The 12,255-nt window shown below is 71.8% G+C and carries 10 protein-coding genes; 3 read left to right on the top strand and 7 right to left on the bottom strand.

All coding sequences use genetic code 11. The features are described 5' to 3' along the window. Window positions 1-158: 158 nt before the first annotated feature. From MCBMB27_RS19485 to MCBMB27_RS19475, 3 genes are all read right to left on the bottom strand, one after another. The gene (locus MCBMB27_RS19485) at window positions 159-836 is read right to left on the bottom strand and encodes a haloacid dehalogenase type II (protein WP_075381084.1); all 678 of its coding nucleotides are present in this window, start codon (window positions 834-836) and stop codon (window positions 159-161) included. A gap of 71 nt (window positions 837-907) precedes the next feature. Beyond that, complete coding sequence (murJ, locus tag MCBMB27_RS19480) at window positions 908-2,434, bottom strand: murein biosynthesis integral membrane protein MurJ (protein ID WP_075381083.1); 1,527 nt, start codon at window positions 2,432-2,434, stop codon at window positions 908-910. A gap of 199 nt (window positions 2,435-2,633) precedes the next feature. Further along, window positions 2,634-3,233, bottom strand: coding sequence for a superoxide dismutase (locus MCBMB27_RS19475; RefSeq protein WP_043351079.1), 600 nt, complete (start codon window positions 3,231-3,233; stop codon window positions 2,634-2,636). A 300-nt stretch (window positions 3,234-3,533) separates the two neighbouring features. On the opposite strand from MCBMB27_RS19475, the gene MCBMB27_RS19470 reads away from it, so the two are divergent. Further along, window positions 3,534-4,406 (top strand): hypothetical protein, encoded by an 873-nt coding sequence (locus MCBMB27_RS19470; protein WP_075381082.1) that lies wholly within the window; start codon window positions 3,534-3,536, stop codon window positions 4,404-4,406. A 130-nt stretch (window positions 4,407-4,536) separates the two neighbouring features. Here the strand turns inward: MCBMB27_RS19470 and MCBMB27_RS19465 are convergent, their stop codons facing one another. The 4 genes from MCBMB27_RS19465 to MCBMB27_RS19450 all read right to left on the bottom strand — a co-directional run bounded on the left by MCBMB27_RS19465 (window position 4,537) and on the right by MCBMB27_RS19450 (window position 9,259). Then, window positions 4,537-6,252: a sensor histidine kinase gene (locus tag MCBMB27_RS19465; RefSeq protein ID WP_075381081.1), complete on the bottom strand. Its 1,716-nt coding sequence runs from the start codon at window positions 6,250-6,252 to the stop codon at window positions 4,537-4,539. Between the two features lie 169 nt (window positions 6,253-6,421). Next, on the bottom strand, window positions 6,422-7,156 hold the full coding sequence (trmB, locus tag MCBMB27_RS19460) for a tRNA (guanine(46)-N(7))-methyltransferase TrmB (protein WP_053609374.1): 735 nt from the start codon (window positions 7,154-7,156) through the stop codon (window positions 6,422-6,424). A gap of 345 nt (window positions 7,157-7,501) precedes the next feature. Next, entirely contained in the window at window positions 7,502-8,680 is a 1,179-nt protein-coding gene (metK, locus tag MCBMB27_RS19455) for a methionine adenosyltransferase (protein ID WP_043379362.1), read from the bottom strand. Window positions 8,681-8,851: 171 nt separating this feature from the next. Then, complete coding sequence (locus MCBMB27_RS19450; RefSeq protein ID WP_043346443.1) at window positions 8,852-9,259, bottom strand: helix-turn-helix domain-containing protein; 408 nt, start codon at window positions 9,257-9,259, stop codon at window positions 8,852-8,854. 568 nt (window positions 9,260-9,827) lie between these two features. Between MCBMB27_RS19450 and MCBMB27_RS19445 the strand changes: the two genes are divergently transcribed. Both MCBMB27_RS19445 and MCBMB27_RS19440 read left to right on the top strand, forming a co-directional pair. Continuing rightward, window positions 9,828-10,709 carry a thermonuclease family protein gene (locus tag MCBMB27_RS19445; RefSeq protein WP_075381080.1) on the top strand — a complete coding sequence of 294 codons (882 nt, stop codon included), beginning with the start codon at window positions 9,828-9,830 and terminating at the stop codon, window positions 10,707-10,709. 5 nt (window positions 10,710-10,714) lie between these two features. Continuing rightward, complete coding sequence (locus MCBMB27_RS19440; protein ID WP_043379364.1) at window positions 10,715-12,199, top strand: M48 family metalloprotease; 1,485 nt, start codon at window positions 10,715-10,717, stop codon at window positions 12,197-12,199. The last annotated feature ends 56 nt before the right edge of the window (window positions 12,200-12,255 follow it).

Here is a 12,255-nt window from a genome sequence, read left to right as displayed (position 1 = left end):
CGCTCGACGCTCGATTTCCCGGCGTCCGAGTCAGGCCCAAACCAAGAGCGACACGCCAACGTTGCAAGGTCGACTTTAGTCCAAGACGCGGCCGAAAAATTCCGCCCCGGCCGCGCTGCGGGCCATCCGGTGCACCGCGTCCCCCGCGGGCTCGGATGTCAAAGCAGACCGTCGAGGGCCCCGATCACGACCGTCGGCGCCGAATCCATGTACTCGTCGGGCAGGCCCTTGCGGTTGACCCAGGCGGTCCGGAACCCGAAGACCCCGGCCCCCGCCACGTCCCAGCGGTTCGACGAGCAGAACAGCACGTCGCCCTGCCCCACCGCCAGCCGGGTCAGGGCGATCCGGTAGGCGTCGGGATGGGTCTTGAACACCTGCGCGTCGTCCACCGAGAGAACCGCGTCGAGGTGATCGGCCAGCCCCGCCGAGGCCACCGCCCGGTCGACCATGGCGGCGTTGCCGTTGGTGAGCACCGCCGTGCGGATCCCGCGCTTGCGCAGGGCCGCCAGCACGCCCGGCACCTCCGGATAGGCATCGAGGTCGCGGTAGGCGTCGAGGAGCCGCTCGCGCAGGCCGGGATCGACCTGCGGGTGGACCGCCAGGGCGTAGTCGAGGGCCCGCACGGTGAGGTCCCAGAAGGCCGCGTACTGGCCCATCAGCGACAGGGTCCAGCTGTATTCGAGCTGCTTGTTGCGCCAGACCTCGGAGAGGTGGGCGGCGTCCGGCCCCACCGCCTCGGCGTAGCGCTGGACCGCGGCGTTCACGTCGAACAGGGTGCCGTAGGCGTCGAACACCGCGGCCTTCACGCCCGCGAGGGGTCCTGATGCGTCGGTCATGGTGTTCCTCACTCGGTGCTCTCGCCCGATCTGGGGCCGGACCCGCGCTGCGGCGAGCCCGGCCGGGTCACTCAGGCCCGGCGCAGGCGCAGGCCGAACAGGTGCAGAAGGCCCGCCAGCAGGCCGCCATAGACCAGCGCTCCCACGAGCCCCAGCACCGCCAGGACGACGAGGTCGCGCCCGTGCGGGAGGGCCGGCACCAGCGCCTGGACGAGTCCCTGGCCGAAGACGGCGACCGCCGCCAGCCCGAGGCAGGCCAGGGCCACCCCGGCGACGGTGAGGCCGAGCGTGCGCCCCGGCGCCGTCCAGTTCCGGCGCTTGGCCAGGACGAGCAGCAGCAGCAGGTTCACCCATTGGCTGACCGCGGTGGCGAGCGCCAGCCCGGTGACGCCGTAGGGGCCGGTCAGCCAGAGCTTCAGGACCACGTTGACGCCGATCGCCGTGAGGGAGGCCCAGAGCGGCGTCTTGGTGTCCTGGCGGGCGTAGAAGCTCGCCACGGCGCTGCGCACCAGCACCACCGCCGGCAGCGCCAGCCCGTAGGCCGCCAGCACCGAGGCCGCCCGGGCCGCATCCTCGGCGCTGAAGGCGCCGCGCTGGAACAGGGCCGCCATGATCAGGCCCGGGATGGTCAGGAAGGCCACGGTGAACGGCGCCGACAGGGCCAGGGAGAAACCCGCGGCCCGGTTCTGCGCCGCGTGGGCCCCGGCCACGTCGCCGGCCGCGATCCGGCGGCTCATCTCCGGCAGCAGGACGGTGCCGGCCGCGATGGCGATGACGCCGAAGGGCAGCTGGTAGAGCCGGTCGGCGTAGTAGAGCGCCGAGACCGCCCCGGTGGGCAGCCAGCTCGCGATGATCGTGTCGGCGAAGGCCGCGATCTGGAAGCCGGCCGAGCCGACCACCGCCGGACCGAGCACCGTGAAGAAGCGCTTCAGCGCCGGATCGAGGCGCGGCACCGCGAGGTCCGGCATCACCCGGACGTGGCGGCAGCCCCACCAGAGCAGGCCGAACTGGAGCACGCCGGAGACGGCGACGCCCCAGGCGGCGGCATAGGCGGCGTTCGGGAACAGGAAGCTCACACTCAAGGCCGCCAGCATGGCGAGGTTGAGCAGGACCGGGGCGCCCGCCGCCACCGCGAAGTGCCGGTGGGCGTTCAGGATGCCTGACAGCAGCGTCACCAGCGTCATGAACAGCAGGTACGGGAAGGTGATGCGGGTCAGCGCCACGGCGAGCTGGAAGCGCTCGCCGTCCTCGGCAAAGCCCGGCGCCAGGGCGTGGACCACCCAGGGCATGGCCGGCAGGGCGAGATTGAGCAGCAAGAGCTGCACGATCAGCATCAGGGTGAAGACGCGGTCGGCGAAGCGGTGCGCCGCCCCGGGCTCGCCGGCCTCTGCGAGCCCGGCATAGGCCGGCACGAAGGCGGTGTTGAACGCGCCCTCGCCGAAGATCGCGCGGAAGTGGTTCGGGAGCCGGAAGGCGACCACGAAGGCGTCGGCCATGGGCCCGGCGCCCATCACGGCGGCCATCACCACGTCGCGGGCGAAGCCGGTGACGCGGGAGACCAGCGTCCAGCCGCCGACGGACAGGATGGAGCGGATCATGGGGCGGGGCGCTGCCGGGATGGTATCTCCCACCGCGGAGGCGGATAGGCGCGCCCTGGGAACGTCGCGGAGGTCGCTGGGAGGGAAATGGCCGGACCCTTTGCACCGGGTCATCCGGCGTCGGGCGCATCAAGAGCCGGTTTCCGCCGCCACCTCAAGGGTGCCGCGGACACAAAGCCCGCGGCACCGGGGAAACGCCTCAGCGGGTCGCCTCGGCGTACATCTTCTCCACGTGCTCCCAGTTCACGAGGTTCTCGATGAACGCCTTGAGGTAGTCGGGCCGGCGGTTGCGGTAATCGATGTAGTAGGAGTGCTCCCACACGTCGACGCCGAGGATCGGCTTGGCGCCGTGGACCAGCGGGTTCTCGCCGTTCGGGGTCTTCATGATCGCGAGCTTGCCGTCCTTGACGGCGAGCCACGCCCAGCCCGAGCCGAACTGGCCGACGCCCGCCTGGATGAAGTCCGCCTTGAACTTCTCGGCACCGCCGAGATCCTCGTCGATCTTCTTGGCGATCGCGCCGGGGATCGCGCCGCCGCCATTCGGCTTCATCCACTGCCAGAAATGGATGTGGTTGTAGTGCTGGCCGGCGTTGTTGAAGAGCGGCTGATTCGTGTTGTAGGCGGCCTTGACGATCTCCTCGACGCTCTTGCCCTGGAGATCCGTGCCCTCAAGCAGCTTGTTGCCCGTGTCGACATAGGCCTTGTGGTGCTTGTCGTGGTGGAACTCGAGGGTTTCCTTCGACATGTACGGCCCCAGCGCGTCGTAGGCGTAGGGCAGTTCCGGCAGGGTGAAGGTCATCGCGTCTTTCTCCGCTTAGCAGGGGGCGGCCTCGTCCCCGGCGGGGGTCCCGAGTCGAGAGCCCGCTAGGTAAGTCGGTGACCGCGGGACGGCAACGCCGTTCGGCCGCAGCGCGGGACGTTCCGTCGATCCCGAAGCCGCGGCGGCGGATCGGTCCGCGCGGCGGATTGCCGGGTGAGATCCGGACTATTCCGCTTTCCCGGACAATCTCAGCCCCGAGTTTTGCAATATGATCGGTAGGCCTTACTGTGCGACCGCCTTGAGTGCCGGCCGTCAGCCGGCCCGTGTCTAGAGAGTATCATGATCGCTGCGCTGTTCGCGCTCGCCGCCGCCATGATCATCGGGGGCTGCGCCGCCGTGATCCAGGGCTTCCCGTACGTGCGTCTGGAGAGCGGGCTCGCGATGGTGATCGCGGGGTCTGTGGCGGCTTCGTCGGGTGCGGTCCTCCTCGGCCTCGGCGTGGTGGCCCTCGGTTTCCGACGGGTCGAACGGGCGATCGGGCGGAATCCGATGGCCGGCCCGCGGGAGGCCACCGCGGGCGCCGCACCGACGATGTCCCCCGACGAGGGCCGGATCCGGCTGCCGCCGGTCCTGCCGGCGGCGCCCGCCTTCATCGTGCCCTCGGTGGTGGAGCCGGCCTTCGACCCCGAGCGCCCCCGGATCGAGCCGAACCTGGAACTTCGGGCCGACGAGGCCCGCACGCCCGTCGCGGGCCCCTCTTTGGCCGAGTTGGAGAGACCCGTTCCGGCCGAGCCGCCGCCGCTGCATGTGGCGCCTCCCGTCCACGTGGCGGAGCCGATCCGCGCACCCGCGCCGGAAGCCCCGAAGGCCGAAGCCGCGATCGCGCCCGACGACGACCTGTTCGCCGCCCCCGAGCCGCCTCCGGAATCCCGGTCGGAGGAGCCCCATAAGGAACCGCAGGAAGGACCGCAGGAGGAGACACCCGCCCTGCGCCCGAGCCTCGACACTCCCCCTGAGCCCGAGCCGGCTCCGAAGCCCGCCACGCGCACCGTGGTGGGGCGCTACGCCTCGGGCGGCAACACCTACGTGATGTTCGAGGACGGCTCGATCGAGGCGGAGACGCCGCAGGGCCGCTTCACCTTCGGGTCGCTCGACGAGCTGAAGGCCTTCGTGGATGGCGGCGGCGAGGCCGGGACCCGCGGCGCGGCCTGAGCCCCGCGTCCGCGCGCGCGCAGCGCAGCGACCCAGGGCCGCGCGCCGTCTGCGGGCGCGGTGCGCTGCTCGATGGCCCCGTCCCCCGCAAGGACGGTGACCTGTCCGAGCCAGCGGCGGGGACGCGGCCTCACACCAGCGGGTTGAGGCTGTCGTTGCGCGGCGGGATCGGCGCCCGCATCGTCAGGGCGAAACCGCCGGGGGCGTAGTCGGTCGTCACCTCGGCCTGGACCTGGGTGATCAGGACGCGCTGCAGCAGGCGCGACCCGAAACCCTGACGGCTCGGCGGCGAGACGGGGGGACCGCCCGTCTCACGCCAGGAGAACCGCAGGATCCCGGCCGGTCCGCCGGGCTCCAGCGACCATTCCACCGCCACCCGCCCGGTGCGGTTCGAGAGCGCCCCGTACTTCGCGGCGTTGGTGGTCAGTTCGTGGATCGCCATGCCGATCGGGACCGCGATCTCGGAGGGCAGGTCGATCGCCGGCCCGTCGAGGCTGATGCGGCCCTCGGCGCCGCCGTCCGGCGCCACCTCCGCGTAGGGCTTCAGCTCGTTGCGCAGGAGGTTGGCGAGGGACGCCATCTGCCACGTGTCCTCGGTGAGGACCGAGTGCGTGTGCGCCAGGGATTTGATGCGCCCGACGAACGCCTCGTAGAAGCTCTCGATGCTCGACGCCGTCCGCGCCGTGGAGCCGACGATGGCCTGGACGGTGGCCAGCGTGTTCTTCACCCGGTGATGCAGTTCCCGGATCAGCAGGCTCTGGCGCTCCTCCGCGACCCGGCGGTCGGTCACATCCGCCACGACGCCGATCAGGCGGCGCGGCAGGCGGCCGGGGGCGTCGCGCTCGAACCGCCCGGCCATGTCGATCGTGCGCCACACGCCGTCGGACTTGCGCCGGATCCGGCCGCTGATGTGGAGATCGCCGTCCTCCCGCAGCGCCTTGGAGATCGCCCGGCGGACCGCGGGACGGTCTTCGGGATGGAGGATGTCGTTGAGGAACTCGGTCTTGCCGATCGTCCCGTCCTCGGGCGTGTGCCCGAAGATCTCGTACATGTGCTCGTTCTCCCAGATCGCCTGGTCCTCGAGCATGTGCCACTCGAAGATCCCGAGCTTGGCGACCGTGGTCGCGACCCGCAGGCGCTGGTCGCGGGACAGGATCTCGTCCCGGGCCTCGACCCGTGTGGTGATGTCCTGGATGACGCCGACCATACTGGCCGGTCTGCCGTCCGGGCCCGGCACGGCCTGCCCCCGCACCCGCAGGATCACGGAGCGCCCCGCCACCGTCGTGGCCGTGTCGAACTGATAGGGCTCGTCGGTTCCGGCCGCGTCGTCGATGAGCGCGCTCAGGCGGGTGAGTTCCGCCTGCGACAGGCCGGTCTTGAGCGCCTCCCACGAGACGGAGCGACCCGGCGGCCGGCCGAGGATCCGGGCGGCGCGGCGCGACAGGGTGAGAAGGCCCGTCGCCCGGTCCCAGCGCCATTCCCCGAGCCCGGCGGCCGCCAGCGCCTCCCGGTTCGCCTCGGAATGGGCGGCCGCATCCACGTCGACCGCCTCGACGACCAGGGTCAGGCCTGCGCGCCGGACCCGCACGTCGAGGGAGGTGCCGTCCGAGCGGCGCCAGAACTGGAGGCCGTCCCGGAGCCCCTCCGGTCCCTCGGTCAGGAGATCGGTGGCCGCCCGCCCGGGCAGGGCGCCCTGCGGCCAGCCGAGGAGATCGTGCAGCGCCCGATTGGCGGCAGCGATCGTCGCCTCGTCCGCCGACAGCACGACGAGGCCGATCGCGGCGTCGTCGAAGCCGGTGCGGGACGGGTCCGCCGCCGCCGGGTCCTGCCCCACCCTCTCATTCACTCGGAAGAATCCTCGAACGTGCCGTGGCACGCTCCCGCCGGAGATGAACCCCGCCCCGCGATCCGCAACCGCGGCGGGACTTCAGGATGGCGATCGAGCGTGACTGTGGCAAGGCGTTCCGCTCCGCCTGCGGCGACCGGGCGCCCGGGCGGCGCGATCGAGGCCGGTCTCAGCGCGGATGCCGGGCGAATTCCAGGTAGGTGGGCCGCCGCCCCGCTTCCAGCGCCTTGGCCTCGTAGCGCGTGCCGGGCCAACCCGGGAAGGGCTGCGTCCAGTCCTGCGCACCCCGTGCCGTCCAGGTGAGGTCCGGGCAGCGCGCGGCCCGGACCAGCGTCCAGCCGGCGTAGTCGTCGATGTCGCTGGCGAAGCGGAACAGGCCGCCATCCTTCAGCACCCGGCCGATCTCGGCGAGCGAGGCATCGGAGACGAAGCGGCGCTTGCGCTGCCGGCGCTTGGGCCAGGGATCGGGATAGAGCAGGTAGACCCGATCGAGGCAGGCATCCGGCAGGCGCGCCAGGAGGGCGGTCACGTCCGCGTCGCGGATGCGGACGTTGCGCAGACCCTGCGCCTCGATCGCCGCCAGCAGCTTGACCACACCGTTCACGAAGGGCTCGGCGCCGATGATGCCGACGGTCGGCTGCGCGGCCGCCTGGGCGGCGAGGTGCTCGCCGCCGCCGAAGCCGATCTCCAGCCAGAGCGCCTCGGGCGGCGCCGCCATCGCGGGAAACAGCGTCCGCGGATCGAGGGGCCGGTCGTCCGGCGGCAGGTCGATGCGCAGGGCCGGCAGAAGCTCGGCGAGCCGGCGCTCCTGCTGGCCGCGCAGGCGCTTGCCCTTGCGCCGGCCGAAAAAGGCGCGCTCCAGCTCCTCGGCCGGCGGTGCGGCGCGTCCAGACGTGTCAGACATGGTCACGGTGCGCCGTCGAAGGGCTTGCGCATCTCAGCGGGGTTGCTCGGCGGCGTGGGACCTTCGTCCCGTGCCGGTGTCTCGCGCCATCGGTCCGGGGGCCGCGGGCAAGCCCGGATCCGGGATCGCCGTCCCGACGCGGATCCGGATCCGCCGGCGCGTCTGGATGCGGACTCCGCGGGGCGGCCCCGGATGACGCAGCGGTTGCCGGCCCGAGCCGGCCACCGGTCGGACCCAGGCATGGGGGCGCCGATCGCGGTGGGTGTGCGTCCGGAGCAGGCCCCGGACGACACCGGAACCGGCGCTGCCCCGAACCCGCTCCGCGGGTCCGGGGCGATTCCGTCCTCAGGCGAGGGCGGACTTCAGCTTGCCGGCGAGGTCGGTCCGCTCCCAGGAGAAGCCGCCATCGGCCTCCGGGGCGCGGCCGAAATGGCCGTAGGCCGAGGTGCGCGCGTAGATCGGCTTGTTGAGGCCGAGCGCCGTGCGGATGCCGCGGGGCGACAGGTCCATGGCGTCCATCAGCACGGCTTCGAGCTTGGCCTCGTCCACGTTCCCGGTGCCGTGCAGGTCCACGTAGATCGAGAGCGGCTTCGAGACGCCGATCGCGTAGGCGAGCTGGATCGTGGCGCGGCTGGCGAGGCCCGCGGCCACCACGTTCTTGGCGAGGTAGCGCGCCGCGTAGGCCGCCGAGCGGTCGACCTTCGTCGGATCCTTGCCGGAGAACGCGCCGCCGCCATGCGGGGCCGCGCCGCCGTAGGTGTCGACGATGATCTTGCGGCCGGTGAGGCCGGCATCGCCGTCCGGACCGCCGATCACGAACTTGCCGGTCGGGTTCACGTGCCAGGCCGTGCCCTCGTTGACCCAGCCCTGCGGCAGGGCCTTGAGGATGTAGGGCTCGACGATGGCGCGCACGTCCGCGGAATCGAGGGACTCGTCGAGGTGCTGCGTCGACAGCACGATCTGCGTGACCTCGACCGGGCGGCCGTTCTCATAGCGGACCGTGACCTGGCTCTTGGCGTCGGGCCCGAGCTTGGCGGCGTCGCCCTGCTTCGCCTTGCGGGCGTCGGCGAGGTCCTTGAGGATCTTGTGGGCGTAGAAGATCGGTGCCGGCATCAGCTCGGGGGTCTCGTCGGCGGCGTAGCCGAACATGATGCCCTGGTCGCCCGCGCCCTCGTCCTTGTTGCCGGCGGCGTCCACGCCCTGGGCGATGTCGGCCGACTGGGCGTGGAGGTAGATGGCGACGTCGTTGTTCTTCCAGTGGAAGCCCGACTGCTCGTAGCCGATATCCTTCACGGCCTCGCGGGTCAGGGCCTCGAGGTCCTTGAAGGTGACCGAATCGGGCCCGCGCACCTCGCCGGCGATGACGATGCGGTTGGTGGTGGCGAGGGTCTCGACGCCGAGCCGTGCCTCCGGCATCGCCGCGAGATAGGCGTCGACGACGGTGTCGGAGATTCTGTCGCAGACCTTGTCGGGGTGCCCCTCGGACACGGACTCGCTGGTGAACAGATAGTTTGAGCGCGGCATCAGACGGCCTCAGTTTCAGAGGTACGCCGTCGCGATCGCGGCGTTAGACCCTTCATGGGGCGGGCGTTCTCGCACCCGAGCAGTGGACGGTCAAGATGGAGGAACGAACGGATCCGTTATAACGAACGAAACGACCGAAAGAACGGCCGACCCGGGGATCCCGCCGCGGCCTCAACCGCCGATCTTGCTCTCCAGGGCGCGGATGGCGTCGGCCACGTCGCGGCGCGCTTCCTCGGAGAAGTTTTCGGTGATGTGACGGCCCACGATTTCGGCCAGCCCCTTCAGGCCGCCATCCGACAGGGCCGATTGCTCGCGCTCGCCGAAGCCCGGCGCGACGAAGTCATCGTTCCGGGGCATGCCTTTGAAGAAGTAATCCATCGGCACGCCGGTCATCCGCGAGAAGATATCGAGATGGACGGCGCTGATCCGGTTGGTGCCCTTCTCATACTTCTGGAGCTGGGCAGCAGACATACCGAAGCTCTGCGCGACGCGGCGCTGTGTGAGCGACGCCTTCCGGCGCTGCTCGGCGATGCGTTGCCCGACATAGACGTCGCGCTGATCGGTCTTCTGGCCCGCCATGAAGTGCTCGTCCACCCCCGCCATGAATCCTGGCAGCAAAGCTTAGCGCGGCCCTCGGTACTTGTCACCGGCAGGCGGTCACCGTGGCGGACGATTTGCGCGCGGCTCCGCGGCCGGAGAGAATTGCAAGACGCGAAAACTTGGCGTCCCCGGCAGGGCTCGAACCTGCGACCCCAGGTTTCATACCACTTCGGCTTTCGCCGCCGCGTCCCGAAGGCTCGCGTTCGTGGCCTGGACTATCCCTTCACCGTGGGCTGGATCGCCTCCAGCCGTTAGGTGCCGCCCGTCTAGTCTCTACACCTTCCCGCCGGGGCACCGTCGGGCTTGGCTCGGGATCGGCAGAGCATCGGACGCCTGAGCGCCGATGCCGGAAGCTTTCCCCGACTTTGAGCGGATCCGCCGCGTGGTTTCCCGACGCGACGCCCAATTGAACCTGCTTAGGAAACCTGTGCTCTGTCCAGCTGAGCTACGGAGACAACCGCGTGCTCCATAGCATTCTCCCCGTCCGAGGCCAACCGCGCCCGGTGGAAAGGCGGACGGCCGGGGCTCGCGGCCTCGGGGGTGTTCCATGGGCGGGATCACGGGCTGGGAGAGACAGCGGAGCGCGGCAGCGGCGCGGGTGGTGCGCGCAGCGGTGCGCGCGGTCGTGCTCACGGCCTCCCTCGCCGCGACGCCGGGCGTCCTTCCGGTCCGGGCCGCCCCGCGGACCAGCCTGTCCGAATGCATCGCGGGGCCGGCGCGCGTCGAGGTCATCGCGGGGATCGGTCCCCGGGGGGAGATCCGCCTCGCGTCGGGCGTCCGGGCGGTGCCGGACTCGCTGCGGTGGCCGGACGCGCCGGAGGCCGCATCCGCGGCCCAGGCCTGGCTGGAGGCCCGTCTGGGCGCCAGGGTCACGATGATTCCGCGCGGGCAGCCCGACCGCTGGGATCGGGTGCGGGCCGATCTCCTGATCGCGGAGGGTGAGGAGGATCTGGCGGGCGGCCTCATCGGGGCGGGCCTCGCCGTCGCGGACGCGAACGAGGCCGATTCGCTCTGCCGCCCCGCCCTGCGCCTTGTGGAGGCGGCGGCCCGCGCGCGCAGGCTCGGCCTCTGGCGCGCGCCGCTTCCAGGGGCGCAGGACGGCCCGGCGCTCCGGGCGAAGGCGGGGCATTTCGTCGTCGTGGAGGGGCGCATCCGCCATATCGGCGAGCGGGGCGCGCGCACCTATCTCGATTTCGCGGCCCGGGGCACGGACGGGCTCACGGTGACGGTATCGAAACGCACTTGGCGAATGATGCGCGCCCGTGGTTTGAGTGCGGCCTCGCTCGAAGACCGGCGCGTGCGGGTGCGCGGCCTCCTCGAGGTCCGGCGCGGCCCGACCTTGGAGGCCGCCGTCGACGGGATCGAGGTTCTGGACGAGGCGGACCGGCCGGAGGCCGGTCCGGACAGGGAACGGGAATTGCGGCGCTGATCGCGATGGGCGGGATCACGGGTCACATCATCGGGGCGTGCGTCCACGGGGCGGGACGCCGCCCGCGCGGTGCGGCGGCGCTCGGCGGGCTCGCCCTGTTGCTCGGCGCCTGCGTCGCCGACCAGACCGAGGCGACCGTGCGGCCGGCCGTGGTCCGGGTGCCCGCGGAGGCGCCGCGCACGACGGGCCGCGAGCGCGCCGCGGACGCCGACCACCTCAAGCTCGTGGCCTCCTTCGGGGGCGAGGCGCGGGCGCCCAACGTGATGCGGCTGCTCACGGAGGTGACGGACCGCCTCGTGCGGGCCAGCGACCGGCCCGATCAGAGCTACACGGTGACGCTCCTCGATTCGCCGGTGGTCAACGCCTTCGCGCTGCCGAACGGGCGGCTCTACGTGACCCGCGGCCTCGTGGCCCTGGCGAGCGATACCTCCGAGGTGGCCGCCGTCCTGGCGCACGAGATGGCCCACGTGACCCTCAACCACGCCACGGCCCGCAGCGAGCTGGAGCTGCGCTCGGCGCTCGTCAGCCGGGTCGTGGCCGACGTGCTGAACGATCCCGATACCGGCGCGCAGCTCCAGCACCAGTCCCGCTTCGCCCTGGCCCGGTTCTCCCGCGAGCAGGAACTGGAGGCGGACGCCACCGGCGTGCGCACCCTCGCCAAGGCCGGCTACGATCCGTTCGCGGCCGGGCGCTTCCTCACCGCCCTCAGCCGCTCGACGGGGCTGAAGGCCGGCAGCGCCAACGCGCCCGACATGCTGGCGACCCATCCGGGCACGGCCGAGCGCATCACCCAGGTCACCCGGGCGGCCCGCCGCATCGGCGCGCCGGGCATCGGCACCGACGACCGCGCCACCTACCTCGCGGCGGTGGACGGCCTCGCCTACGGCGACAATCCGCGCGACGGCGCGGTGCGCGGGCACCGCTTCATCCATCCCGGCCTCGGTATCGCCTTCGAGGTGCCGGAGGGCTTCACCCTGGAGAACACCCGCTCGGCGGTGCTCGGGACGACCCAGGACGGCAGCCGGCGCCTGCTGTTCGACCAGATCGAGGCCAAGGAGGGCCAGCCCCTCGACGCGGTGCTCAAGGCGAGCTGGAACGACGCCTTCGACCCGGCCGGCTTCGAGACCCGGGAGGTCGGCGGCCACCCGGCGGCCTTCGCGCTGTCGCGGGGGAAGGAGTGGACCTTCCGCCTCGCGGCGATCCGGATCGGCGATTCGACCTACCGGATGATCATGGCCGCCAAGGGCACCGCCGATCCCGACCCGGCCTTCCGCCGCTGGACCGCGACCCTCGTCGCCGTGTCGCCGGACGAGGCGGTCCTGCGTCCCCTGCGGCTGCAGGTGGTCCAGGCGATGTCGGCCAATGCCGAGGATCTCGCCCGCCGCATGGCGGTGCCCGACCGGGCGCTCGACCGGTTCCTCGTCCTCAACGGCCTGGAGCGCGGCGCCGCGCTGGTGCCGGGTCGCGGCTACAAGATCATCGTGGAATAGCCGCCCTGCGCGGCGGCGGCTTGTGCGTTCGCCCGGCCCGGACATCCTGCCGGGGT

Source organism: Methylobacterium phyllosphaerae, from assembly GCF_001936175.1.
GTDB classification, from domain to species: Bacteria; Pseudomonadota; Alphaproteobacteria; order Rhizobiales; family Beijerinckiaceae; genus Methylobacterium; species Methylobacterium fujisawaense.
The sequence above is the reverse complement of the archived record's forward strand: the minus strand, read 5'-3'. Positions and strand labels throughout refer to the sequence as shown.